Annotated in this window: 25 protein-coding genes; 16 read left to right on the top strand and 9 right to left on the bottom strand. The window is 71.3% G+C overall.

Translation table 11 applies throughout. The features are described 5' to 3' along the window. Nucleotides 1-58: 58 nt before the first annotated feature. From paaB to AC1DDU_RS11595, 7 genes are all read right to left on the bottom strand, one after another. Nucleotides 59-364, bottom strand: a complete 306-nt coding sequence (paaB, locus tag AC1DDU_RS11625; protein ID WP_477434233.1) for a 1,2-phenylacetyl-CoA epoxidase subunit PaaB — start codon at nucleotides 362-364, stop codon at nucleotides 59-61. After that, nucleotides 364-1,338, bottom strand: a complete 975-nt coding sequence (paaA, locus tag AC1DDU_RS11620) for a 1,2-phenylacetyl-CoA epoxidase subunit PaaA (protein WP_477434231.1) — start codon at nucleotides 1,336-1,338, stop codon at nucleotides 364-366. The genes paaB and paaA overlap by 1 nt, the downstream gene beginning before the upstream one ends. A gap of 72 nt (nucleotides 1,339-1,410) precedes the next feature. After that, on the bottom strand, nucleotides 1,411-2,721 hold the full coding sequence (gene paaK, locus AC1DDU_RS11615; RefSeq protein ID WP_477434229.1) for a phenylacetate--CoA ligase PaaK: 1,311 nt from the start codon (nucleotides 2,719-2,721) through the stop codon (nucleotides 1,411-1,413). Nucleotides 2,722-2,743: 22 nt separating this feature from the next. After that, nucleotides 2,744-3,169, bottom strand: a complete 426-nt coding sequence (paaI, locus tag AC1DDU_RS11610) for a hydroxyphenylacetyl-CoA thioesterase PaaI (protein ID WP_477434228.1) — start codon at nucleotides 3,167-3,169, stop codon at nucleotides 2,744-2,746. Next, the gene (gene paaZ / locus AC1DDU_RS11605; protein WP_477434227.1) at nucleotides 3,166-5,277 is read right to left on the bottom strand and encodes a phenylacetic acid degradation bifunctional protein PaaZ; all 2,112 of its coding nucleotides are present in this window, start codon (nucleotides 5,275-5,277) and stop codon (nucleotides 3,166-3,168) included. The genes paaI and paaZ overlap by 4 nt, the downstream gene beginning before the upstream one ends. Next, on the bottom strand, nucleotides 5,274-6,194 hold the full coding sequence (locus tag AC1DDU_RS11600) for a 3-hydroxyacyl-CoA dehydrogenase family protein (protein WP_477434226.1): 921 nt from the start codon (nucleotides 6,192-6,194) through the stop codon (nucleotides 5,274-5,276). The genes paaZ and AC1DDU_RS11600 overlap by 4 nt, the downstream gene beginning before the upstream one ends. Further along, nucleotides 6,191-6,928 (bottom strand): enoyl-CoA hydratase/isomerase family protein, encoded by a 738-nt coding sequence (locus AC1DDU_RS11595; protein WP_477434225.1) that lies wholly within the window; start codon nucleotides 6,926-6,928, stop codon nucleotides 6,191-6,193. The genes AC1DDU_RS11600 and AC1DDU_RS11595 overlap by 4 nt, the downstream gene beginning before the upstream one ends. 112 nt (nucleotides 6,929-7,040) lie before the next feature. On the opposite strand from AC1DDU_RS11595, the gene AC1DDU_RS11590 reads away from it, so the two are divergent. Then, nucleotides 7,041-7,649: a TetR/AcrR family transcriptional regulator gene (locus tag AC1DDU_RS11590; RefSeq protein WP_477434223.1), complete on the top strand. Its 609-nt coding sequence runs from the start codon at nucleotides 7,041-7,043 to the stop codon at nucleotides 7,647-7,649. 514 nt (nucleotides 7,650-8,163) lie between these two features. Here the strand turns inward: AC1DDU_RS11590 and AC1DDU_RS11585 are convergent. Next, nucleotides 8,164-9,546: an MFS transporter gene (locus AC1DDU_RS11585; RefSeq protein WP_477434221.1), complete on the bottom strand. Its 1,383-nt coding sequence runs from the start codon at nucleotides 9,544-9,546 to the stop codon at nucleotides 8,164-8,166. A gap of 116 nt (nucleotides 9,547-9,662) precedes the next feature. Here AC1DDU_RS11585 and AC1DDU_RS11580 point away from each other — a divergent pair, with 116 nt between their 5' ends. The 13 genes from AC1DDU_RS11580 to AC1DDU_RS11520 all read left to right on the top strand — a co-directional run bounded on the left by AC1DDU_RS11580 (nucleotide 9,663) and on the right by AC1DDU_RS11520 (nucleotide 23,319). Beyond that, entirely contained in the window at nucleotides 9,663-11,198 is a 1,536-nt protein-coding gene (locus AC1DDU_RS11580) for a fumarylacetoacetate hydrolase family protein (protein WP_477434219.1), read from the top strand. Next, a complete protein-coding gene (locus AC1DDU_RS11575) occupies nucleotides 11,195-11,905 on the top strand; it encodes a GntR family transcriptional regulator (protein WP_477434217.1) in 711 nt (236 codons plus the stop codon). Before AC1DDU_RS11580 ends, AC1DDU_RS11575 begins: the two co-directional genes overlap by 4 nt. A 58-nt stretch (nucleotides 11,906-11,963) precedes the next feature. Beyond that, nucleotides 11,964-13,496, top strand: coding sequence for a 5-carboxymethyl-2-hydroxymuconate semialdehyde dehydrogenase (gene hpaE, locus AC1DDU_RS11570; protein WP_477434215.1), 1,533 nt, complete (start codon nucleotides 11,964-11,966; stop codon nucleotides 13,494-13,496). An 81-nt stretch (nucleotides 13,497-13,577) separates the two neighbouring features. After that, nucleotides 13,578-14,723, top strand: a complete 1,146-nt coding sequence (hpaD, locus tag AC1DDU_RS11565) for a 3,4-dihydroxyphenylacetate 2,3-dioxygenase (RefSeq protein ID WP_477434213.1) — start codon at nucleotides 13,578-13,580, stop codon at nucleotides 14,721-14,723. A 304-nt stretch (nucleotides 14,724-15,027) separates the two neighbouring features. Next, nucleotides 15,028-15,813, top strand: a complete 786-nt coding sequence (locus AC1DDU_RS11560) for a 2-keto-4-pentenoate hydratase (protein ID WP_477434211.1) — start codon at nucleotides 15,028-15,030, stop codon at nucleotides 15,811-15,813. Continuing rightward, nucleotides 15,798-16,601, top strand: a complete 804-nt coding sequence (locus AC1DDU_RS11555) for an HpcH/HpaI aldolase family protein (protein WP_477434209.1) — start codon at nucleotides 15,798-15,800, stop codon at nucleotides 16,599-16,601. Before AC1DDU_RS11560 ends, AC1DDU_RS11555 begins: the two co-directional genes overlap by 16 nt. Before the next feature lie 45 nt (nucleotides 16,602-16,646). After that, nucleotides 16,647-17,210: a hypothetical protein gene (locus AC1DDU_RS11550; RefSeq protein ID WP_477434207.1), complete on the top strand. Its 564-nt coding sequence runs from the start codon at nucleotides 16,647-16,649 to the stop codon at nucleotides 17,208-17,210. A 73-nt stretch (nucleotides 17,211-17,283) separates the two neighbouring features. Beyond that, nucleotides 17,284-17,664 carry a YciI family protein gene (locus tag AC1DDU_RS11545; protein ID WP_477434205.1) on the top strand — a complete coding sequence of 127 codons (381 nt, stop codon included), beginning with the start codon at nucleotides 17,284-17,286 and terminating at the stop codon, nucleotides 17,662-17,664. Continuing rightward, nucleotides 17,664-18,722 (top strand): RNA polymerase sigma factor, encoded by a 1,059-nt coding sequence (locus tag AC1DDU_RS11540; protein WP_477434203.1) that lies wholly within the window; start codon nucleotides 17,664-17,666, stop codon nucleotides 18,720-18,722. Before AC1DDU_RS11545 ends, AC1DDU_RS11540 begins: the two co-directional genes overlap by 1 nt. 37 nt (nucleotides 18,723-18,759) lie before the next feature. Beyond that, nucleotides 18,760-19,923, top strand: coding sequence for a hypothetical protein (locus tag AC1DDU_RS11535; RefSeq protein WP_477434201.1), 1,164 nt, complete (start codon nucleotides 18,760-18,762; stop codon nucleotides 19,921-19,923). 1 nt (nucleotide 19,924) lies between these two features. Further along, nucleotides 19,925-21,505 carry a hypothetical protein gene (locus tag AC1DDU_RS11530; RefSeq protein WP_477434199.1) on the top strand — a complete coding sequence of 527 codons (1,581 nt, stop codon included), beginning with the start codon at nucleotides 19,925-19,927 and terminating at the stop codon, nucleotides 21,503-21,505. A gap of 142 nt (nucleotides 21,506-21,647) precedes the next feature. Next, nucleotides 21,648-22,886 (top strand): MFS transporter, encoded by a 1,239-nt coding sequence (locus AC1DDU_RS11525; RefSeq protein WP_477434197.1) that lies wholly within the window; start codon nucleotides 21,648-21,650, stop codon nucleotides 22,884-22,886. A gap of 52 nt (nucleotides 22,887-22,938) precedes the next feature. Beyond that, on the top strand, nucleotides 22,939-23,319 hold the full coding sequence (locus AC1DDU_RS11520; protein ID WP_477434195.1) for a hypothetical protein: 381 nt from the start codon (nucleotides 22,939-22,941) through the stop codon (nucleotides 23,317-23,319). A 48-nt stretch (nucleotides 23,320-23,367) separates the two neighbouring features. On the opposite strand, the gene AC1DDU_RS11515 is transcribed toward AC1DDU_RS11520, so the two are convergent. Then, nucleotides 23,368-23,670, bottom strand: coding sequence for a hypothetical protein (locus tag AC1DDU_RS11515; protein WP_477434193.1), 303 nt, complete (start codon nucleotides 23,668-23,670; stop codon nucleotides 23,368-23,370). Nucleotides 23,671-23,830: 160 nt separating this feature from the next. Here AC1DDU_RS11515 and AC1DDU_RS11510 point away from each other — a divergent pair, with 160 nt between their 5' ends. Both AC1DDU_RS11510 and AC1DDU_RS11505 read left to right on the top strand, forming a co-directional pair. Beyond that, on the top strand, nucleotides 23,831-24,307 hold the full coding sequence (locus AC1DDU_RS11510) for a MarR family winged helix-turn-helix transcriptional regulator (RefSeq protein WP_477434191.1): 477 nt from the start codon (nucleotides 23,831-23,833) through the stop codon (nucleotides 24,305-24,307). Continuing rightward, nucleotides 24,304-24,951, top strand: a complete 648-nt coding sequence (locus AC1DDU_RS11505) for an NAD(P)H-dependent oxidoreductase (protein ID WP_477434189.1) — start codon at nucleotides 24,304-24,306, stop codon at nucleotides 24,949-24,951. The genes AC1DDU_RS11510 and AC1DDU_RS11505 overlap by 4 nt, the downstream gene beginning before the upstream one ends. The last annotated feature ends 29 nt before the right edge of the window (nucleotides 24,952-24,980 follow it).

Genomic DNA, 24,980 nt, shown 5'->3' with positions numbered 1-24,980 from the left:
CCGGTCGCTGAGCGAGCGGAGCGAGACGAAGCGTCCTCGAACCCTGGACGAACCTCGGTCACAGGTGCGGCACCCCCTCCGACGCCGTGTAGTACCGGGCGTGGCGGTAGTTCTTGCCCGCGGGGCTCTCGAAGAAGGCGCCCTTGGCGTCGGGGTCGCTCGTCGTGATCGCGTCCGCCGGCACGACCCAGATCGACGTGCCCTCGCCACGGCGGGTGTACAGGTCGCGCGCGTTGCGCAGGGCGAACTCGGCGTCGGGGGCGTGCAACGACCCGGCGTGCACGTGGCTGAGGCCACGGCCCGCGCGCACGAACACCTCCCACAGCGGCCACGACTCGCGTGGCGAGGCACCTGGCGTCGTCATCACGCGGCTCCCTTCATCGCGGCCGCGTCACGCACGGCCTGCTTGCGGGCGTACTCGGCGGCGGCCTCGCGCACCCACGCCCCGTCCTCGTGGGCGTTGCGGCGGTTGCGGATGCGCTCCACGTTCATCGGGCCACGACCGGCGAGCACCTCGTGGAACTCCGTCCAGTCGATCTCGCTCGTGTGCCACCGTTCCGTCGCGGCATCCCACCGCAGCTCGGGGTCGGGCAGCGTGACGCCCAGCACCTCCGCCTGGGGCACCAGCATCCCGATGAAGCGCTGCCGCAGGTCGTCGTTCGAGAACCGCTTGATCTTCCACGCCATCGACTGCGCCGAGTTGGGCGACTCGTCGTCGGGAGGCCCGAACATCATGAGGCTCGGCCAGTACCAACGGTCCACGGCATCCTGCGCCATCTCGCGCTGCGCGGGCGAGCCTTGCATCAGCGTCAGCAGGATCTCGAACCCCTGCCGCTGGTGGAACGACTCCTCCTTGCAGATGCGCACCATCGCGCGGCCGTACGGACCGTACGACGCGCGGCACAGCGGCACCTGGTTGCAGATCGCGGCGCCGTCCACGAGCCAGCCGATCGCGCCCATGTCGGCCCACGTCGGCGTCGGGTAGTTGAAGATCGACGAGTACCGCGCACGCCCCTCGATGAGCTGCTCGGTCATCTCGTCGCGCGTGATGCCGAGGGTCTGCGCGGCGGAGTACAGGTACAGGCCGTGGCCCGCCTCGTCCTGCACCTTCGCCATCAGGATCGCCTTGCGCTTGAGGCTCGGTGCCCGCGTGATCCAGTTGCCCTCAGGCTGCATGCCGATGATCTCGGAGTGCGCGTGCTGCGAGATCTGCCGGATCAGCGTCTTGCGGTAGGCAGCCGGCATCCAATCGCGCGGCTCGATGCGCGAGTCGGCCTCGATGATCGCGTCGAACGCAGCCTGCTCGGCGGCCTCGTCGATCAGCAGTTCGGTCGTCATCGTCGACTCCTTATTTACAGACCGTTCGTTCAGTAAGTCTACAACGGCGGGTGGGATGCCGCATCCCGGCGCTCATCGCAGGTCGTAGACCCGCTTGTACTTGCCCTCGCTGCGCGGCAGCGCGCCCGGCTCCTCGAGCCGCACGGCGACCGTGGAGCCGACGTGCACCTTGATGCGCTGCGCGAGCACCTCGGCGGCCGCCTCGCACGTCTCGCGGGAGAGGTCGGGGTGCCGCTCGATGCGCACCGCCATCGCGTCGAGAGCGCCCTCGCGGGTGAGCTCGATGACGAAGTGCGGAGTGAGCGTCTCGATGCCGAGCACGAGCTCCTCGATCTGCGTGGGGAAGATGTTGACGCCGCGCAGGATGATCATGTCGTCGTTGCGGCCGGTGATCTTCTCCATGCGCCGCATGCCGGGGCGGGCCGTTCCGGGCAGCAGCCGGGTGAGGTCGCGCGTCCGGTAGCGCAGCACCGGGAAGGCCTCCTTGGTGAGCGAGGTGAACACCAGTTCGCCGCGTTCACCGTCGGGAAGCGGCATCCCGTCGTCGTCGATGATCTCGGGGAGGAAGTGGTCCTCCCACAGGTGAGGGCCGTCCTTCGTCTCGACGCATTCGTTGCCGACGCCGGGCCCCATCACCTCGCTGAGCCCGTAGATGTCGACGGCGTCGAGGTTCAGGCGACGCTCGAGCTCGGCGCGCATCTCGTTGCTCCACGGCTCGGCGCCGAGGATAGCGATCTTCAGCGACGTGGAGCGCGGGTCGATGCCCGCCTCGGCCATCGCATCGGCGATCGTGAGCAGGTAGCTCGGCGTGCACATGATGACGTCGGGCTCGAAGTCGTGGATGAGCTGCACCTGCCGTGCGGTCTGCCCGCCCGACATCGGGATCACCGTCGCGCCGAGTCGCTCGATGCCCGCATGCGCACCGAGGCCTCCCGTGAACAGGCCGTAGCCGTAGGCGTTGTGCACCTTCATGCCCGGCCGCACGCCGCTGGCGCGCAGCGACCGTGCGACGAGGTCGGCCCAGCGGTCGAGGTCGCCCTGGGTGTACCCGACCACGGTGGGGCGCCCGGTCGTTCCCGAAGACGCGTGGATGCGCCGCACGTCGGCCATCGGCACCGCGAACATGCCGAACGGGTAGGTCTGGCGCAGGTCCTCCTTCGTGGTGAACGGCAGCCGCTGCACGTCCTCGAGCGTGCGGATGTCGCTCGGCGCGACGCCCGCCTCGTCCAGCTTGCGCGTGTACAGCGGCACGTTCTCGTACGCGTGCCGCACGGTCCACTGCAGGCGCTCTAGCTGCAGCGCGCGGATCTCGTCGCGCGACATCCGCTCTTGGGCGTCGAGGGCGGGCGCGGTGGCGGAGGGGTTCGGTGTCATCGTCGACATGGCGGTCTCGGCCTTCGTGGGTTCAATCCGTGGGGTGGGTGCGGCGAGTGGTCAGCGAGCGTCCGCGGAACTCGGCGACGACGTCTCCGGTCTCGTCGGTCACCGTGACGTCGTACAGACCGTTGCGACCGGAGAGGATGCGGCGCCGCGCGTGCGCGGTCAGCGTCTGCCCCGCCTGCGTCGCCTTGAGGAACGAGATGTCGGCGCCGGCGGCGACCGTCACGTCGTCGTCCTCGTTGCAGGCCATCGCGAACGCGGTGTCGGCCAGGGCGAACACCATGCCGCCATGGGTGATCGCGAAGCCGTTCGTCATGTCGTCGCGCACGCGCATCGACACGACGGCCTCCCCCGGTTCGTCGCGCTCCACGACCATGCCCAGTGCCGCCGACGCGCGATCGCGCTGCAGCATGCGGCGCTGCCCGACGAAGTGCGCGGCGGGGTCGCTCATGCCCCGACCTCGGCGGATGCGGGAGTTCCGGATGCCGCGGCATCCGGCTGCTCCAGCGTCTTCGAGACCAGCGTCAGCACGTCGTAGGTCGCCACGATCTCGTCGTCCTGGTTGAGGATGACGGCATCCCACCGCACCTCGCCGTACTCGTCGGTCTCGCGCGGGGTGATCTGCTTCGCCGTCAGCACGACGCGGATCTCGTCGCCGGGCGACACGGGCGTGATGAACCGGAGGTTCTCGAGCCCGTAGTTGGCGAGCACCGGGCCCGGTTCGGGGTCGACGAACAGCCCGGCGGCCCACGAGACCAGCAGGTAGCCGTGCGCGACGCGGCCTGGGAAGAACGGGTTCGCCGCGGCGGCCTCCTCGTCCATGTGGGCGTAGAACAGGTCGCCGGTGAAGTTCGCGAACGTCTCGATGTCGTCGAGGGTCACCACCCGCAGCGGCGACGCGAGCTGGTCGCCGATCGCGAGCTCGGCCAGCGACTTGCGGAACGGGTGCCGGTCCGAGCGGGAGGCCGCGCCCTGATGCCACACGCCGGTCAGCGCCGTGAGCATCGCGGGCGAGCCCTGCACCGCGGTGCGCTGCATGTGGTGCAGCACGGCGCGGATGCCGCCGAGCTCCTCGCCGCCGCCGGCGCGGCCCGGCCCGCCGTGGACGAGGTGGGGGACGGGGGCGCCGTGGCCGGTCGAGGTGCGGGCGTCGTCGCGGTCGAGGAACAGCAGGCGCCCGTTGTACGCCGCGGTGCGGGCGAGCAGAGTCACGGCGACCGCGGGATCGGCGGTGGCGACGCTCGTGACGAGCGACCCGCCGCCGCGTCCGACGAGGTCGGCGGCCTCGTCCACGGTGCGGTAGGCGAGCACGCTCGCGACCGGACCGAACGCCTCGATGTCGTGCACGGCGTCGGGGAGCGCGGCGGCGTCGCCGTCGAACCCGATGACGATCGGCCCGACGAACGCGCCGTCGGGAGCGGGGCCGGTGGTGCCGTCGGCGCGCGTCACGTCGGGGGCATCCGTCGTTCCGAGCACGAGCCGGCCGCCGGCCGCCTCGAGCTGCGCCACGGCGCGCAGCACCTCGTCGCGCTGGGCGAGCGAGACCAGCGGCCCCATCGTGACGCCCTCGGCGTGCGGGTCGCCCACGACGACGCGTTCGGCGATCTTCGCGCGCAGCGCCTCGACGAGCGGCTCGACCGCGCCGGCGGGAACGATGGCGCGGCGGATCGCCGTGCACTTCTGACCCGCCTTCGTCGTCAGTTCGACCATGAGCTGCTTGACGTACGCGTCGAACTCCGGGGTGCCGGGCACTGCGTCGGGGCCGAGCACCGAGGCGTTGATCGAGTCGGTCTCGCTCATGAAACGGACACCCGGCGCGGCCTGCGCACGGAGCCGGTCGGCGGTGGTCGCGCTGCCGGTGAACCCGACGAGGTCGCCGAGGCCGAGGTGGTCGAACAGCCCGGGCACGGCGCCGCTGACCAGCTGCAGCGAACCGGCGGGCAGCAGCCCCGTCTCGACGAGGATGCGCACCCACGCCTCGGCGACGTACCCCGTCGGCGTCGCGGGCTTCACGATCGTCGGCACGCCGGCGAGGAATGCGGGAGCGAACTTCTCGAGCGCCCCCCACATCGGGAAGTTGAACGCGTTGATCTGCACCGCGACGCCGGGAAGACGCGTGTACAAGTGACGGCCGAGGAACGAGCCGTCCTTGGACAGCGACTCCACCGGTCCGTCGAGGTACACCTGCGCGTTCGGCAGCTCGCGGCGCCCCTTCGACGAGTACGTGAAGAGCACGCCGATGCCGCCGTCGACGTCGCTGAGGGAGTCGCGCACCGTCGCGCCGGCACGCTTGGACAGCTCGTAGAGCTCCTCCTTGCGCGCGGTCAGCGCGATGCCGAACTGCTTGAGCAGCAGCGCGCGCTGGTGGAACGTCAGCGCGCCGAGGCTCGCCTGCCCGACCGTGCGCGCGTACTCGATCGCGCCCGCGAGGTCGATGCCCTCGGTGCTCACGCGGGTCACGACCGCACCGGTCGACGCGTCGCGCACCGGGGTCGCGCCGGCGTCGGACGCCGGCGTCCACCATGCGCCCCGCAGGTAGCTGGGGAGGATGTCGGTCACTGATCACTCCATTCGTAGAAGCCGCGGCCGCTCTTGCGGCCGAGATGTCCGTCGGCGACGAGCTGTCGCAGCAGCGCCGGGGGCGCGAACCTCTCCCCCAGTTCGGCGTGCAGCTCTTCGGCGATGCCCAGCCGCACGTCGAGCCCGACGATGTCGGTGGTGCGCAGCGGGCCGACCGGATGCCGGTACCCGAGCTCCATCGCGGCGTCGATGTCGGCGGCCGAGGCGACGCCCTCCTCGAGCATGCGGATCGCCTCGAGCCCGAGCGCGAGCCCCAGGCGGCTGGACGCGAACCCGGGGCTGTCGCGCACCACGATGGCGGTCTTGCCGAGCGCCTCGATCCACGTCCGCGCGTCGGCGACGAGCGCGGGCTCGGTGGCGGTGCCGGTCACCACCTCGACGAGACGCGAGGCGGGGACCGGATTGAAGAAATGCAGACCGAGGAACCGGCCGGGGCGCTCCAGCCCCGCGGCGAGGTCGTCGATTGAGATCGACGACGTGTTCGTGGCCAGCGCCGCGCCGGGCTCGATGGCCCGCTCGGCGCGGGAGAGCGCGTCGGCCTTCAGCGCACGGTCCTCCGGCACCGCCTCGACCACGAGTCCGCATCCCGCGAGCTCCGCCGCATCCGTCGCGGTCCGAACCGCCGCGGCGAGCGGGGCGAACGGCCTGTCGGTGGTGCCGCGCTCGACGCTGCGGCGCAGGCTCTCCAGGAGGCGAGCGGATGCCGCGGCCGCGGCATCCGCATCCCGCTCCACGACAACGACCTCGGCGCCGGCGAGCGCGAACGCGTGCGCGATGCCCGCGCCCATGCGGCCGCCGCCGATCACGCCGACCTCGCCCGGCACGTCTCCTCCGGTCGCTGAGCGAGCGGAGCGAGGCGAAGCGCCACGCACCCGCGAGGACCCCTGATCGCTCATCGCGTGCGCCTCTCGAGGAACGCCGTCATCCGCTTCTCCTTCTCGGGGCTCTCGAACAGCTCGGCCTGCAGCTCGAGCTCGAGCTCGGGGTGCGCCGCCGGCGGGGCGAGCAGCGCCGTCTTGGTGTGGCGCGTCGCGAGCGCGTCGTTGCGGCCGATGCGGTCGGCCAGCGCATGGGCCGCGGGCAGCAGCTCGTCGGGCTCGAACAGCGACGACACCAGGCCCCACGCGGCCGCGGTGGCGGCATCCAGGATCCGTCCGGTCAGCAGCATCTCGGCCGCCCGCGCCTCCCCGACGATCTCGCGCAGCCGCCAGGTCGCGCCCGCGGCGGCGATGATGCCGAGGCCCGTCTCGGGATTGCCGATCTGCAGCCGCGGCGTGCCGATGCGGATGTCGGCGGCGTACGCGAGCTCGGCACCTCCGCCGAGGGCGTAGCCGTCGATGGCGGCGATGACCGGCATCGGCAGGTTGCGGATGCGCTGGAACGCACGCGTGTTGATCCCGCGGCGGGCGTCGGCGGCGCGGCGTTCGCGCAGCTGCGCGATGTCGGCGCCCGAGGCGAAGACGCCGTCGGCGCCGATGAGGATCAGCGTGCGCGGTTCGCTCTCCAGCTCGCCGCACAGGTCGTGGAGGCGGTCGATGGTGTCCTGGTCGATCGCGTTGCGCACCTCGGGCCGCGACAGCGTGGCGACGACGCGGTCGGCATGGTGTTCGACGCGCAGGGGCTCGGGCATCGGCATCCTCTCGGTCCGCCTCGTTGCGGTGCCCACATAATACCTAACCGATCGTTCAGTATTCACCCTGTGGCGACGGGGATACTACGCGAGGGGGTGCCAGACTGGGCGCATGTCAGCGAGCGCCGAACCCGTCCCCGCCCGCCGCGGCCGCCCCGGATACGACCGCGAGCAGGTGCTGCAGGTCGCGGTCGGGCTGTTCAACGAGCAGGGGTACGACGCCACGTCGGTCGCCGACCTCGCGACGCGCCTGGGCCTGACGAAGTCCGCGCTGTACCACCACTTCGACTCGAAGGAGCAGCTGCTCGCGCTCGCCCTCGACGAGGCCCTCGACGGCCTCGAAGGAGCACTCGAGACGCCCGAGGCCACCGAAGGCACCGCGGCCGAGCGCCTCGCGGGCGTGCTGCGCGGCGCCGTCCGGGTGCTCGTCGACAAGCTCCCCTACGTCACGCTGCTGCTCCGGGTGCGCGGCAACAGCGATGTCGAGCGGGCCGCGCTGGAACGGCGCCGGGCGTTCGACCACCGCGTGAGCGCGCTCGTGGCGGAGGCGCAGCGCGCCGGCCAGGTGCGCTCAGACGTCGACGGCGCCGTCGCCACGCGTCTGGTGTTCGGCATGGTCAACTCCATCGTGGAGTGGTACCGCCCCGGCGGCCCGGTCGACCGCGAGCGCCTCGCCCACGACGTCGTGGCCGTCGCCCTCGACGGCATGCGCACCCGCTGAACCCCTTCGTCTCGTCGCTGCGCTCCCCGCTCAGGGACCGGTGCCGGTCGCTGAGCGAGCGCAGCGAGACCAAGCGCGAACGACGGATACCGCTAGGCCACGGCGCTCCACGCTCAACCCCCGGTCGCTGAGCGAGCGCAGCGAGACGAAGCGCGCTCTTCTCCCGCCCCTTCGTCTCGTCGCTGCGCTCCTCGCTCAGGGACCGGTACTCGACCCTGACCCCCCGCGCTCCTCGCTCAGGGACCGGTACTCGACCCCTGACCCCCTGCGCTCCTCGCTCAGGCACCGGTACTCGACCCCTGACCCCCTGCGCTCCTCGCCCAGGCACCGGTACTCGACCCCTGACCCCCTGCGCTCCTCGCTCAGGGACCGGTACTCGACCCCTGACCCCCTGCGCTCCACCGCCCAGGCACCGGTCGCTGAGCGAGCGCAGCGAGACGAAGCGCGAACGACGGATGCCGCGTCCCCGAGCACGCACAGCGGCTCGGGGCGCGGCATCCGCAGACCTGTCGGGTCAGGCCTTGGACAGACCGTAGATCGGGCTGACCGACTGCTCCGCCTCGTGGTCCGGGCCGAGCGGGATGCCGGAACGGTCGCGCAGCAGCAGCGTCGCGATCAGGCCCACGACGGTCATGCCGGCGAGGTACCACGTGACGGCCATCGTCGATCCGGTGGCCTGCACCAGCGCCGTCGCGATCATCGGGGCGAACGCGCCGCCCAGGATCGCGCCGATCGCGTACGAGATCGAGACGCCCGAGAAGCGGATGGATGCCGGGAACAGCTCGGAGTACAGCGCCGCCTGCGGGCCGTAGGTGAAGCCGAGGCCGATCGTGAGGATCGCGAGGCCTGCGAACAGCAGCCAGATGTTGCCCGTGTTCACGAGGGGGAACAGCAGGAACACGCCGCCGAGCTGCAGGATCCAGCCGATGATGTAGGTCGAGCGGCGGCCGATGCGGTCGGAGACGAAGCCGGCAGCGAGGGTCGACAGGAGCCAGGTGATGGCCGAGCCCGCGACGGCCCACAGCACCGGTCCGCGCTCGAGCGCCAGCGGGCCCTCGGGGTTGGTCGAGTAGCCCTGGATGTAGCCGCCGGTGGTCATGTAGCCCACGGCGTTGTTGCCGGCGAAGACCAGCGCGGCGATGATCACGAGCAGCAGGTGCTTGCGGAAGAGCGTGACGATCGGCATCTTCGCCTTCTCCTTGCGCTCGGCGAGCTCGGCGAACACCGGGCTCTCCTCGACGCGCCGGCGCACGTAGTAGCCGACGAGGATCAGCACGACGCTGAGGAGGAACGGCACACGCCAGCCCCACACCAGGAACGCGTCGCCGGGCGCGATCATCGCCATGAGCGCCATGACGCCCGAGGCGAGCAGGAGGCCGAGCGGCACACCGATCTGCGGCGAGGCGCCGAATGCGCCGCGACGGGTGCGGGGAGCGTGCTCGACGGCCATGAGGACCGCGCCGCCCCACTCGCCGCCGGCCGAGATGCCCTGGATGATGCGCAGGAGCACCAGGAGGATGGGGGCCGCGACGCCGATGGCCTCGTAGGTCGGCAGCACGCCGATGAGCGCGGTGGCCGCACCCATGAGGATGAGCGTCCACATCAGGACGACCTTGCGTCCGTACTTGTCGCCGAAGTGACCGGCCAGGAACGCGCCGAGCGGACGGAAGAGGAAGCTCACGCCGACGGTCGCGAACGCGACGATGGCGCTGTTGGCTCCGAGCGGCGCGAAGAACAGCTGGCCGAAGACCAGACCGACCGCGGTCGCGTAGATGAAGAAGTCGTACCACTCGACGGTGGTGCCGACGACGGTCGCGAAGACGACCCGGCGGCGGTCGGTGGTCGAGGCGATGGTTCCTGTCGGGGTGAACCCTGCCTGGGGCTGTGATGTGCTCATTGTGACTCCTGTGTCGGGGGCTGACGTCGTCGTCACCGGCGAACGATCGGGATGGTTGCCGGATGTTGGATGATCATATACGATTTCGGATACGACGCAAGAGTGAGGGAGCTCGGATGGATGAGACGCCGACGGATGCCGCAACGGAATCCCTGGTCGACCCCCGATTCGCGGCGCTCCCCACGCGCCCGGGCAAGATCATCGCGATCCACCTGAGCTACGCCTCCCGCGCCGACCAGCGCGGCCGACGGCCGCAGCATCCGTCGTACTTCTTCAAGCCGTCGAGCTCGGTCGCCGCCTCGGGAAGCGCCATCGAGCGCCCCGCCGGCACGGAGCTCCTCGCCTTCGAGGGCGAGATCGCCCTCGTGATCGGCACGCCCGCCCGCCGCGTGTCGCTCGCCGACGCGTGGTCGCACGTGGGCTGGGTCACCGCCGCCAACGACTTCGGCCTCTACGATCTGCGCGCCAACGACAAGGGCTCGAACGTGCGATCGAAGGGCGGCGACGGGTACACCCCGATCGGACCGTCGCTCATCGACGCCCGCACCGTCCACCCGGACGCGCTGCGGGTGCGCACCTGGGTCAACGGCGAGATCGCCCAGGACGACACCACGGCCGGCCTCATCTTCCCGCTGGCGCAGCTGGTCGCCGACCTGTCGCAGCACTTCACGCTCGAGACCGGCGACGTCATCCTCACCGGCACACCCGCCGGCTCGTCGGTGGCGCAGCCCGGCGACGTGGTCGAGGTCGAGGTCGACGTGCCCGACGGCCCGAGCACCGGGCGCCTGGTGACCACCGTCGTGCAGGGCGCCGCGGCGTTCGACGCCGGGATCGGCTCGCTCCCCGCCGTCGACGACCTGCAGCGCACCGAGGCGTGGGGCTCCCGCGAGGCCGCCGGCCTGCCGGCCGAGGACGCCGCCGACGCTTCGTCTCGCTCCGCTCGCTCAGCGGCCGGGCTCTCCCCCGCACTGCGCGCGAAGCTCGAGGCCGTGCCCGTCGCGGGCCTGTCTGCCCAGCTGCGCAAGCGTGGGCTCAACAACGTGCACATCGACGGGGTGCGGCCGCTGCATCCCGAATCCAAGCTGGTCGGCACCGCCCGCACCCTGCGCTTCGTGCCGAACCGCGAAGACCTTTTCGTCTCGCACGGCGGCGGCTTCAACGCGCAGAAGCGCGTGTTCGACGCCGTCGGCGAAGGCGAGGTCGTCGTCATCGAGGCGCGCGGCGAGTCCGGCTCGGGCACCCTCGGCGACATCCTCGCGATCCGCGCGCACTCGCGCGGCGCGGCGGGCGTGGTCACCGACGGCGGAGTACGGGATGCCGCAGCCGTCGCCGCGGTCGGCATCCCGGTGTACACCGCCGGCGCGCACCCCGCCGTCCTCGGCCGCAAGCACGTGCCGTGGGACGGCGACATCACGATCGCCTGCGGCGGCGCCACCGTGCAGCCCGGCGATGTCATCGTCGGCGACGCCGACGGCGTGGTCGTGATCCCGCCGGGGATCGTCGAAGAGGTCGTCGACGCCGCCCTCGCCCAGGAGGACGAGGACGCCTGGATCGCCGCGCGCGTCGCGGAGGGGCATCCGGTCGACGGGCTCTTCCCGATGAACGCCGAATGGCGCGCCCGCTTCGACGCCGAAACCGGAGGTGCCCGATGAGCCCGCTCGAGGCCCTGCCCGCGGCAGCGAACGACGCCGCGCTCAGCAAGTCGCAGCAGGCGTACCGCTGGGTCAAGGAGCGCATCGCCAACCAGGAGTTCACCCCCGGCTACCGGCTCGTGCTGGGCAGCATCGCGGGCGAGCTCGACATGAGCGTCGTGCCGGTGCGCGAAGCGATCCGTCAGCTCGAGGCAGAGGGGCTCGTCACGTTCGAGCGCAACGTCGGCGCCCGCGTGTCCATGGTCGACGACTCGCAGTACCGCCACAGCATGCAGGCGCTGTCGATCCTCGAGGGCACCGCGACCGCCCTGGCCGCACGCCGGCTCACCGCCGACGACCTGCGGGCCGCGCGGCGCATCAACGAGCTCATGATCGAGACGCTCGAGCACTTCGACCCGCGCGCGTTCACCGCGCTCAACCAGGAGTTCCACGCGACGCTCTACTCGAAGTGCGCGAACCCCCGCATGCTCGAGCTGGTCAACGCGGAGTGGGGCCGGCTCGGCCACCTGCGCGACTCGACGTTCAGCTTCGTGCCCGGCCGCGCGCAGGAGTCCGTCCGCGAGCACGAGAACATCGTGCAGCTCATCGAGACGGGCGCTCCCCTCGGTGAGATCGAGAAGGCCGCCCGGCGTCACCGCGCGGCCACGCTCGACGCCTACATGATCCACGAACACCCCGACGAGGCCCTGGGCCTCCCGGCGTTCTGAACCCTCCGGATGCCGCGGCTGCGGCATCCGGAACACGACCTCCGACGAAGGAGAGGCAATGACCGACACCGCCACCGCCACCGCTGCGCGCCACCAGCCCGAGGGCCTGCCCACGCGCATCCAGCACTACATCGACGGCGAGTTCGTCGACTCGCTCGACGGCGACACGTTCGACGTGCTCGACCCGGTGAGCAACGAGACGTACGTGAAGGCCGCCGCCGGCAAGAAGGCCGACATCGACCGGGCCGTCGCCGCCGCGCGCCGCGCGTTCACCGAGGGACCGTGGCCGCGGATGCTGCCGCGCGAGCGCTCGCGCGTGCTGCACCGCATCGCCGACATCGTCGAGTCGCGCGACGCCCGGCTCGCCGAGCTCGAGTCGTTCGACTCCGGTCTTCCGATCACGCAGGCGCTCGGCCAGGCCCGTCGCGCCGCCGAGAACTTCCGGTTCTTCGCCGACCTGATCGTGGCGCAGGCCGACGATGCCTACAAGGTGCCCGGCCGCCAGATGAACTACGTCAACCGCAAGCCGATCGGCGTCGCGGGACTCATCACGCCGTGGAACACCCCCTTCATGCTCGAGTCGTGGAAGCTCGGGCCCGCGCTCGCGACCGGCAACACCGTCGTGCTCAAGCCCGCCGAGTTCACGCCGCTGTCGGCATCGCTGTGGGCCGGCATCTTCGAGGAGGCGGGCCTGCCGAAGGGCGTCTTCAACCTCGTCAACGGCCTGGGCGAGGACGCCGGCGACGCGCTCGTGAAGCACCCCGACGTTCCGCTCATCTCGTTCACCGGCGAGAGCTCGACCGGTCAGCTGATCTTCGGCAACGCCGCGCCGTTCCTCAAGGGCCTGTCGATGGAGCTCGGCGGCAAGTCGCCCGCCGTCGTCTTCGCCGACGCAGACCTCGAGACCGCGATCGACGCCTGCATCTTCGGCGTGTTCTCCCTCAACGGCGAGCGCTGCACCGCGGGTTCGCGCATCCTCGTCGAGCGCCCGATCTACGACGAGTTCGTGGAGCGCTATGCGGCGCAGGCCGACCGCGTCATCGTCGGCTACCCGCACGACCCGGCCACCGAGGTCGGGGCGCTGGTGCACCCCGAGCACTACGACAAGGTCATGAGCTACGTCGAGCTCGGCAAGACCGAGGCGCGCCTGGTCGCCGGCGGCGGCCGCCCCGAGGGCTTCGACACCGGCAACTTCGTGCGCCCCACGGTGTTCGCCGACGTCGCCCCCGACGCCCGCATCTTCCAGGAGGAGATCTTCGGCCCGGTGGTCGCGATCACGCCGTTCGACACCGACGAGGAGGCCCTCGAGCTCGCCAACGGCGTCAAGTACGGCCTCGCCGCCTACGTGTGGACCAACGACCTCAAGCGTGCGCACAACTTCTCGCAGGCGATCGAGGCCGGCATGGTGTGGCTGAACTCGAACAACGTGCGGGACCTCCGCACCCCCTTCGGCGGGGTCAAGGCCTCCGGCCTCGGCCACGAGGGCGGCTACCGCTCGATCGACTTCTACACCGACCAGCAGGCCGTGCACATCACGCTCGGCCCGGCGCACAACCCCACCTTCGGCAAGGCGGGGGCCGCGGCCCACTGACCCGGATGCCGCGCTGCAGGTCTGCACTCCGGCGCGGCGTCCGCACCACTACCCGAACCCGAATCCACGCAAGGACGCGACATGACCAACCGTGACGACATGACCCTCACCTCCTCCGGCTTCTACGTCAGCCAGGAGGCGCCCATCCACACCGACAACCCGGTGCCGACGCCGACGAGCCCGGCTCCCGACATCCTGCGCTGCGCCTACATGGAGCTCGTCGTCACCGACCTGCTCGCGTCGCGCGAGTTCTACGTCGACGTGCTCGGGCTGTACGTCACCGCGGAGGACGAGAACAGCATCTACCTCCGCTCGACCGAGGAGTTCATCCACCACAACCTCGTGCTGCGCAAGGGCGCGGTCGCGGCGGTCGCCGCGTTCTCGTACCGCGTGCGCACCCCCGAGGACCTCGACAAGGCCGTCGCGTTCTACACCGAGCTCGGCTGCGAGGTGCGCCGCAACGCGGACGGGTTCACGCAGGGCATCGGCGACTCGGTGCGCGTGATCGACCCGCTCGGATTCCCCTACGAGTTCTTCTACGACGTGCAGCACGTCGAGCGGCTGTCGTGGCGCTACGACCTGCACACGCCGGGCGAGCTGGTGCGCCTGGACCACTTCAACCAGGTCACCCCCGACGTGCCGCGCGCCGTGAAGTTCATGCAGGACCTCGGCTTCCGCGTCACGGAGGACATCCAGGACGACGAGGGCACCGTCTACGCCGCGTGGATGCGCCGCAAGCCCACCGTGCACGACACCGCGATGACCGGCGGCGACGGCCCGCGCATGCACCACGTCGCGTTCGCGACGCACGAGAAGCACAACATCCTCGCGATCTGCGACAAGCTCGGGGCGCTGCGCCGCTCCGACGCCATCGAGCGCGGCCCGGGCCGCCACGGCGTCTCGAACGCGTTCTACCTGTACCTGCGCGACCCCGACGGCCACCGCGTCGAGATCTACACGCAGGACTACTACACCGGCGACCCCGACAACCCGGTCGTCACGTGGGACGTGCACGACAACCAGCGCCGCGACTGGTGGGGCAACCCGGTCGTGCCGTCCTGGTACACCGAGGCCTCGCTGGTGCTCGACCTCGACGGCAACCCGCAGCCGGTCGTGGCCCGCACCGACTCGTCCGAGATGGCCGTGACGATCGGCGCCGACGGCTTCTCGTACACCCGCAAGGGCGACGAGGCGATGCCCGAGTACAAGCTCGGCAACCAGCTGTAAGCGCTTCGTCTCGGTCGCTTCGCTCCCTCGCTCAGCGACCGGCTCATCCCCGGTCGCTGAGCGATCCGCCACCCCGGTCGCCGAGCGATCCACCACCCCGATCGCCGAGCGATCCACCACCCCGATCGCCGAGCGATCCACCACCCCGGTCGCCGAGCGATCCGCCACCCCGGTCGCTGAGCGATCCGCCACCCCGGTCGCCGAGCGAGCCACCACCCCGGTCGCTGAGCGAGCCACCACCCCGGTCGCTGAGCGAGCGAAGCGAGACGAAGCGCCCATCACGACCCGATACGAGGAGAACCGGATGCTGTCACCCGAAGACATCGCGACGATCGCCGCGGAGCTGGCCGAGGCCGACCGCACGCACGGCGTGATCCCGCGGATCACGGCGCGGTACCCCGACGCCACCGTGGAGGACTCGTACGCGATCCAGGGCGTGTGGCGCGACCAGAACATCGCCGCCGGCCGCACGCTGGTGGGCCGCAAGATCGGCCTCACCTCGAAGGCGATGCAGCAGGCGACGGGCATCACCGAGCCCGACTACGGCGTGATGTTCGACGACACCGTGTACCGTTCCGGCGCCGAGATCCCCGTCGAGAACTTCTCCAACGTGCGCATCGAGGTGGAGCTCGCGTTCGTGCTGAAGACCCCGCTCGAGGGCCCGGACTGCACCCTCGACGACGCACTCGCGGCCATCGACTACGCCGTTCCCGCGCTCGAGGTGCTGAACTCGCACATCGAGCTCGAAGGCCGCACCATCGTCGACACCATCAGCGACAACGCCGCATACGGTGCGATGGTGCTCGGCGACGTGCACAAGCGTCCCGACGAGATCGACCTGCGCTGGGTGCCCGGCGTCCTCAGCCGCAACGGCGAGATCGAGGAGACCGGGGTCGCGGCGGGCGTTCTCGGCCACCCCGCAACGGGCGTGGCGTGGCTGGCGAACAAGTTCCACCAGCACGGAGCGCGGCTGGAGGCCGGCGAGATCATCCTCGCGGGCTCGTTCACGCGCCCCATGTGGGTGCAGCGAGGCGATAGCGTCAGATGCGACTACGGACCCATGGGAGTCATCGAATGCCGCTTCGTCTGAGCCCCACCTTCCGCGAAGCCCTCGCCGGCGCCGGCCGTCCGCTCGCGGGCATCTGGGTATGCTCCGGATCCGCGCTGGTCGCCGAGATCTGCGCCGGCGCCGGCATGGACTGGGTGCTCATCGACATGGAGCACTCCCCCAACGACCTCGAGTCGGTCCTCACGCAGCTGCAGGCCGTCGCCGCGTACCCGGTGACGCCGGTGGTGCGCGTGCCCATCGGCGACGTCGTGACGATCAAGCAGGTGCTCGACCTCGGCGCCCAGAGCATCCTGGTGCCGATGATCTCGTCGAGAGCGGATGCCGAGGCCGCGGTCGCCGCCGTCCGCTATCCGCCGCGCGGCACCCGCGGCGTGGGCTCCGCGCTCGCCCGGTCTGCGCGGTGGAACCGCGTCGACGGCTACCTGCAGCACGCCGACGACCACGTGTCGCTGTTCGTGCAGATCGAGACGTCGGCCGGCGTCGAGGCGGCCGCCGACATCGCGGCCGTCGACGGCATCGACGGCGTGTTCGTCGGTCCGTCGGACCTGGCGGCATCCATGGGTCTTCTCGGCCAGCAGACGCACCCGGACGTCGTCGCCGCGGCGCTGCGCGCCTTCGACGCGGTGCGCGCCGCCGGCAAGCCGGTGGGCGTCAACGCCTTCGACCCCGCAGCGGCCGACGCCTACGTCGGGGCCGGCGCGTCGTTCGTGCTCGTCGGAGCCGATGTCGCGCTCCTTGCCCGCGGCTCGGAGGCGCTCGCCGCGCGGTTCATCCCGGCGGGCGACCGCGGCGAGCGCGCCTCGTACTGACCGTCGGCGTTCCCGACCACCGGGCGGACATGGCACAGTGAAGCCATGAAGAAGTGGGTCGTGCGGTTCGCGTCGCTGCTGGTGTTCAACATCGTCGTACTGCTCATCGTGGGGTGGCTGACGCCTGCCCGCGTCGGCTGGGCCGCGCTGTGGGCCGGCATCGTCATGACGGCGCTGGTGATCTGGGTCAAGCCGCTGGTGGAGAAGTGGTTCCGCTCGATGGCGGCGAAGTCGGCGGGCCAGCGCACCAAGGCGGGCGAGAAGCTCGTGGAGTTCCTCCTCGCCTTCGCGATCGCGTTCCTGGTCTGGATCGCCACGGTGCTGCTGTCGGGCGTCTCGATCGGCGGCGGCATCCTCGGCGCGTTCTGGGGCTACGTGATCCCGCCGGTGATCCTCCTCATCGGCTGGGCGATCTACGGCGCCGTCGACGACAAGGTCGAATCGGGTGCGGGAGCGCTCTACGACAGGGCGACCGGCACGAAGAGCGAGAGCCCGGATGCCGCGGCCCCCGCCATCCCGACCCCCGAGGCGTCGGCGGGCCGGCGCGAGCTGAACGACGGGCTCACCGACGAGCAGCGCCGCATGCTGGACGAACTCGGCAACGGCTGATCCGCCCGCCTGTCGATCGGGGCCGGCCTCGATCGTCATACAGGTGTCGCAACCGACGAGAAAGGACGACACCATGCGGTACGCACTCCTCCTCCACTACCCCGAGATGACCCCCGACGACTTGGGCCCCGACGCCTGGGCCGAGGGGATGCGCGAGTTCGACGAATACGCGAAGGCCCTCGACGCCGCCGGCGTGCTGGTGTCGGCCGAGGTGCTGCAGCCGTCATCCGTGACGACGACGGTCACCGCGCCGGAGGGCACCCTGCGCGTGCAGGACGGCCCGTTCGCCGACACGAAGGAACAGCTCGGCGGCACGTTCGTCGTCGAGGTCGCCGACCTCGATGCCGCGATCGCGTGGGCGGGCAAGGCGCCCTCGGCCGGCTGGGGCGCCGTCGAGGTGCGACCCAGCGCCACGTACTTCCGCGACGGCGCCTGGACCCCGTTCGCGAACTGATGCCCGGGGCCCCCGACGCCCGCGCGGTCGCCGAGCGCGCCGCGCGGGAGTCGTACGGCCGCATCCTGTCGGTCGTCGCGGCGTCGACGAGCGATGTCGCCCTGGCCGAGGACGCCCTCGCCGACGCCTTCGAGCGGGCGCTGCGGACGTGGCCGGATGCCGGCATCCCGACCCATCCCGAAGGGTGGCTGGTCACCGTGGCACGCAACCGCCTGCGCGACGCGCTGGGCTCGGCGGCCCGGCGCACCGGCGTGGCCCTGGACGACGGCCTGGCCGCCGCCCTCGCCGACGACCGGGCGACCGACGCCGTCGCTGCACTGGAGCGCCGCGAGGCGATCCCCGACAAGCGGCTGGAGCTGCTGTTCGCGTGCGCGCACCCGGCTATCGATCCCGCGATCCGCACGCCGCTGATGCTGCAGACGGTGCTGGGGTTCGAGGCCGCCGAGGTCGCACGGGCGTTCGGCGTCGAGCCGGGAACGATGGCGCAGCGGCTGGTGCGCGCGAAACGGCGGATCCGGGATGCCGGCATCCCCTTCCGCGTTCCGACCCGGGCCGACATGCCCGCGCGGCTGCCGGCGGTGCTCGAGGCGATCTACGGCGCGTACGCCATCGGGTGGCTCGACCAGGGCGACGAGCCGCGCGATTCGCTCGCCGACGAGGCCAGGTGGCTGGCGGTGCTCACCGCGACCCTCCTCGACGACGAGCCTGAGGCCTGGGGGCTCGCGGCGCTGCTCACGTACGCGCAATCTCGGGCGCCGGCGCGTGCCGAGAGCCCGTGGCCGCCGCTGGACGAGCAGGACCCCGAGCTGTGGGATCGTGCCCTCATCGCCGAGGCGGCCGCGATGCTGCGGCGGGCGTCGGCGCTGGGACGGCCGCTCGGACGCTTCCAGCTCGAAGCGGCGATCCAGGCCGTGCACTGCGACCGCGCCCGCACCGGCGAACTCGACACCGCGGCGCTCGTGAAGCTCTACCGCGGGCTCGTCGCGATCGCCCCGACCGACGGAGCGCGGGCGGCGCTGGCCGCAACGGAGGCACGGCAGCGGCGCGGCGCACTCTGACGGATGTATCCGTCGGCGCCGACGCGCCTCTGTCTGAGTGACACTCCTCGGCGGCAGCCAGACCGTCGTGAGGGAAGGGGTCGCGATGTGGCGTTCGGTGTTCCTGCACGAGTTCCCGGATCCGCGGATCCGGAGCTTCCAGTCCCTCCCCGGCGCGGTCTCGCCGACGACGCAGGCGCTGGCGCTGGAGCCGGCCGCGGATCGCTTCGCGCTCCCGCTCCTGGCGGGGCAGATGTTCGAGTTCGCCCCCGCGCAGCCGCTGCGCGAGATCATCGGCGTGAGCATGCGCCTGCGCGTCAAGGGATCGACCTCGGGCTTCATCTCGAGCGCGCTGTTCCGATTCTCCGCCGGCGTCGACCTCGACCTCCTGATCCGCCGGCCGCGGTTCTCGTCGTCGCGGCCGACCGACGCCACCGTGCGCGCCGGAGCGGCCGGCATCGACTTCCCCGCGGCCCTGCCCACCCTCGACGGGTTCACCGACCTCCGCATGGACTGGCACACGAGCGGCCAGGCGCGGGTGTGGGCCGACGGCCGCCACGTCGGCTACCACAACGCCGTCGCGCCGGGTGCGGTGCTGCAGCTGGATCGCGTCGCCTTCGGCCTGCCGGTGCCCGAGCCTGAGGAGTTCCACCGGCTGGCCCGGCGCTTCACGGTCACGCGCGTCTTCGTGCGCGCCCTGGCCCGACCCGACACCCTCGCGGCGTTCACGCGCCGTCTCCCCGCTCCCGCCGACTCCGACGACGACCTGCTGCAGAAGTGCCGTCTCATCGCACAGGGCAACGTGCTGCGCACCGTCGACCGCCTGCGGGCGTTCATGTCGCAGGCGCACGCAGCACTCACCCGGCCGTGGACGGCGCCGGGGGGACCGGCCGCCGGCCCCTTCGAGCCCGCGGCGACCGAGGCCCACGAACTCGCCGTCGCCGCCGGGGCGGCGCTGTTCGACATGATGCGCACAGCCGACTACTCCGCCCCCGAGGCGTTCCTCGTGCCCTTCGAAGCCTTCCTGCGGATCCTCCACGACACGCTTGCGGCCGAGTTCTCCTCGCTCGCGGCCGAACTTCGCGACCTGCCCGTCGTACCTGAGGAGTGCCGTCCGGTCATGACGCAGGCGCTGGACGCCCAGCGCGCAGAACTCGCACCGCTCATCGACCTGCTCACCGCAGCATCCGATCGGGTGCGCGCCGTCGCAGAAGGGAACTGACATGGCCGACCTGACCGGTCTGCACGACTTCGCCGAGGAGAACGGCTTCGGACTGACCGCCCCGCTGCGCGCGGAGCAGGTGCGCCGGCTCGCGGCGTACTGGCTGCCGAACCTGCACTTCCACGAGGATGAGCGCTTCCACCCCATCGCGCTGTCCGACGTGTTCGAGATGGTGCAGGACCACCTCGACGACCTCACGCCGCAGGCTCGCGAGCAGTGGCGCGTGGCGCTCTCCGAGCGTGTGCCCGGCGCTCCGGGCCTCGCTCAGTCCGTGCTCCACGACCCGACCGTGCTGGCACGAAGGGACGGCTTCGCGTTCCAGTCCCAGCGCAAGGTGTCGCGGCCGCTCGCCGACGGCGCGACGACCCGCGACGCGATGGACGCGCCCGAGGTCGACGATGAGACGTACGTCACGAACGGGGCGTCGTTCACGTTCGCGAACGAGCACTTCGGCTCGACGCGGCTGCTGTCCGGCGGCAACACCGCCGTGCCCGGCAACCCGTGGATCCCGCGTGCCGACGAGCGCGACCCCGGCGGAGGGCCCGACGACCGTCGCCCGCGCATGACGGTGCTCGCGCAGTACGTCAACCTCGTCGACGTGCTCCGCTATGAGCTGCTCATCGAGCGCGCCGAGGCGGAGGGACGCCGCTACCCGCCCGACGCGATGCGCCGCGCATTCGACATCGCCGGCTGGATCCTCTCGCACGACCCGCAGACCGACCCGACGACCCCGCCGCCCACGCCGCGCGAGATCGACAAGACGCGACGCGACCTGCTGCTCGAGATGATCGAGGCCGAAGCATCGGGCGGTGCCCTGCCCGACCCGCCACCCGGGTGGACACGCCACGAGCAGACCTGGCGCGCGGTGACCGACCATGCGTTCCTCGAGTACTCGTTCTTCTACGCCTACAACGACTTCGAGCGGTGGCAGACGGCGATCTTCGACAACGAGCACGAGGGCGACGACGAGGGATGCTGCCTGGTGTTCCACCGCCGCGATGTGAACGCGGCGGCGGGTGGCGACATCCGCACCGTCCGTCCGCGCGCGATCATCACATCCGTGCACGAGGAGTTCCAGGATGCCGACCTCTTCCGCCGCATCCCGGCTCCGGCAAGCCCGGGCCCCCTCGCCCGCGACGGCGTAGAACTCGACGTCTACATCGCCGGGGGCAGTCATGCCACGTACCTCGACCCGGGCACGCACGACCTGGTCGACTACGGCGACTATTGGGGATTCGTCGACGAGAACGACCTGTGGGTGCTCGCGCCGCTCGTGCTGCCGATCTCGATCATCCTCGCGATCCTCGAGCACTTCATCGACACCGAGGACTTCACCTCCGCCGACGGCGTTCACGGCGGTCCGGGGAGCGACCCCGACAGCGACCCGGCCGCGGTCGCGACCCACACGTTCACGCTGGCGATGAGCGCCGACGCGCACGTCTACGACGGCGCGCACGACGACATCCTCGTGCTGCGGTCGTTCCCGGGCAAATGGGGCGGCCACGACGGCACGGTCGACAAGAGCCCCGGCTTCCCGCCGAAGACGAAGCGGTTCCTGCGCGAGTTCCTGCAGAACCTGTGACGTGCGCCGCAGGACCGCGGACACCCCCTGGACGGCTCGGCACAACGGGAATACTGTCGCGGTGTCGTCATGATCCCGTGACTGAGGCGGTGCCGCCATCTCCAGGACGAATGCCGCACCCGCTCTGCCCACTCCGCGCCGGGTGCAGGGGATCTACTACACGCTGCTGCTGGGCAACACCCTCGCCGCCTCGTTCATCTGGGGCGTCAACACGCTGTTCCTGTTGGACGCCGGCCTGTCGAACCTCGAGGCCTTCTCGGCGAACGCGTTCTTCACGGCGGGGATGCTGATCTTCGAGATCCCGACGGGCGTCGTGGCAGACACCGTCGGGCGCCGCGCGTCGTACCTGCTCGGCACGGTCACGCTGGCGGTGACGACCGTCATGTACTGGCTGCTGTGGGTGTGGCACTCCCCGTTCTGGGCGTGGGCCGTGGTGTCGGTCCTCCTCGGGCTGGGCTTCACGTTCTTCTCGGGAGCGGTGGATGCCTGGCTCGTCGATGCGCTGAAGGCGACGGGGTACGAGGGCAGTCTCGAGACCGTGTTCGGCCGGGCGCAGATCGTCGGCGGCATCGCGATGCTCTCCGGGTCGGTGCTCGGCGGCATCGTCGCCCAGGCGACGAACCTCGGTGTGCCGTTCCTGATCCGGGGCGCCATCCTGCTCCTCATGCTCATCGTCGCCGCGCTGCTCATGCGCGATCTGGGGTTCACACCCGACAAGAGCGAGACGCCGCTTCGCGCGACGCGAACGGTCCTGCGGGCGTCGCTGCGATACGGACTGGGCGATCCTCCGGTGCGCTGGCTCATGCTCACCAGCCCGTTCACGGCGGGTGTCGGCATCTACGTGTTCTACGCCCTGCAGCCGTACCTGCTGGAGTTGTGGGGCGACGAGGGGGCCTACTCGATCGCCGGTCTCGCGGCGGCGCTGCTGTCGGGCGCCGCGATCCTCGGCGGCACCCTCGCCCCGTGGGTGCGCCGCCTCTTCCGCCGTCGCACGTCGGCGATCCTGCTGGCGACCGTCTCCAGCGCGCTGGTGCTGCTCGGGCTCGGGCTGGTGCGCGACTTCTGGCTCGCCATCGCCCTGGTGGCGCTGTGGGGCATCGCCTCCTCGATCGACGACCCGGTCCACCGCGCCTACCTCAACGACATGATCCCGTCGAAGCAGCGTGCCACGGTGCTCTCCTTCGACTCGTTGATGGGCTCCGGTGGCGGAGTGGTCTTCCAGCCGGTGCTGGGGCGGGTGGCGGATGTCGGAGGCTACGGCGCCTCGATGATCTGGAGCGGCGTGATCTCGGCGGTCGCGGTCCCGTTCGTCCTGCTGAGCAGAGCGCAGCGTCCTCCGGCCGACACCGCCCGCGAGGTCACCGCAGAGGCGGAGGCGTAGGACCGTCGAGCATCGCTGGCCCGATCGGGCGGCGAATCGCTAAGGTCGCAGCATGACCGCACCCACGGCGCAGGAGCCGACGGCACGCACGAGACCCCGCCCCCGGATCAGCCGCGGCTTCGTCCTGGCGCTGGGAGTCGTCGTGATCCCGATCGGGCTGTCCGCCGTGGCGAACAGCTACGGCCCGCTCACCGCCGAAAGCGCGTGGCGGATGGCAGCCGCATCGGTGGCGGGTCAGACGATCGCGATCCTCAGCGGGGTGACCGCGGTCGTCCTCACGATCACCCGCCGGTACGCCTGGCCGGCGATCCTGGCGATGCTGGTCATCGCGGCGGTGATCACCGTCACCGCGCTGTCGGGCATGGCCGCCGCAGGCGACCTCCTGATGACGCGCCTCGACAGCGTCGCCGACGTCGACCTGCTCAACCGCTGATCCCACGGCCCGGCGCCCTGGCCGTCGGCCGCGCGCGGGCGACGCGCATCAGCCGGTGCGGGTGCCCACCACGGTCGACGGCGGATAGGGCCCCGCCTGCGCCGTGCCGGTCAGGCTGTTGCCGACGACGTACAGCTGGACGACGAGCGACATCGGGATCGGTGCGACGAGATCGAGCCGGAACTCGGCAGTGTCTCCCACCGCGGTGCCGTTGCGGATCGCGATCGGGCCGGTGGGCCCGATCGCCGTGCCACTGAGCGTGGTCCCGACGGTCGCCAGCGTCAGGTCGAAGTGATGGGAACCCGCGAGGGTCGCGACCTCGACCGCCCACTGTCCGTCGATCGCGGCCACGGCGTCCACCTCTCGTCGATGCTCGGCCATCCGGCCGTCGAGGACATTCTGCTCCCGCGGACGGCGACCACGCACTCCTTCGACTCCTGCCCCGCCCGATTCGCCCGACCGCAGATGTCAACCTGTTGACTTACGATGAGTCAACTGGTTTACTCGCAGTGTGTCCGATCGCTTGACCTTCACCCTCCACGAGCTCATCGCCGAGCTCGACGCCTACGCCGACACGGCCCTGCGCGCCGGGTGGGGCGTGACGTTCAACCACTTCCAGTTCCTCGCGATCCTCTCCGACGTCGAGCCAGCCGACATGACGACGCTCGCCCGCTGCCTCGGCGTCACCAAGGCGGCGGTGAGCAAGCGCGTGCCCGCCCTCGTCGACGACGGGTGGATCACCGCGCAGTCCCAGCCCGGCGGGGGGCGCAGCATCCTGCTGTCCCTCACCCCGAAGGGCGCCGCGCTCGTGCGCGACGCGGGCGAGGTGCTCGAACGCGAGTTCGCCGCGATGCTCACCCACCCGGCCCTCGCCGGCGACCCCATCGACGCGCCTCGCCTGAACGCGCAGCTCGCCGCCCTGACCGCCTTCATCCAGCAGCAGCCGGCACCCGCCGGCGCCGTCCGCCCCGAGGAGATCCCCGCATGAACGCCCCCCGCATCCTCGTCGTCATCGGCACGCCGCTCGCCGGCAGCCTCAACCACGCGCTCGCGCAGTCGTACGTCGATGCGGCACGGACCGCCGGCGCCGACGTGCGCGTCGTCGACCTCGCCCGCGACGCGGTGCCGGGGCATCCGTCCCTGCGCGACGAGGTGCGACTGCCCCGCACCGACGCCGACGTGCCGCTGTCACCGGACGTCGCCGGATACATCGCCGACGTGGACTGGGCCGATCACCTCGTGTTCTTCTTCCCGCAGTGGTGGGGATCGGTCCCCGCTGCACTCAAGTCGTGGATCGACCGGGTCTTCGTGCGCGGCTTCGCGTACCGCTACCGCCCGACCGGGCGCCTCTGGGACAAGCTGCTCAGCGGCCGCACCGCCCGCATCGTGATGACGATGGACTCGCCGTCGGCGTGGAACGCCTGGGTCTATCGCGATGCGCCGATCCGCACTGTGCGCAACGCGACGCTCGAGTACTGCGGCATCAAGGTGCGCGGGGTCACGCGGCTGTCGGAGGTTCGCCACCGCGCGGATGCCGCCCGCGAGCGCTGGGTGCGCGGCATGGCCTCGTTCGGGGCGACGGATGCCGAGTCCGTGACGCCCCGCGCACGCGAAGCGCTCGTCGCGGCCTGACCTCGCGGCACCTGTCGTGAGTCAACACT

The sequence above is a fragment of the Microbacterium sp. 05T445 genome (genome assembly GCF_056395865.1).
This window is presented reverse-complemented; position numbering and strand designations above follow the sequence as displayed.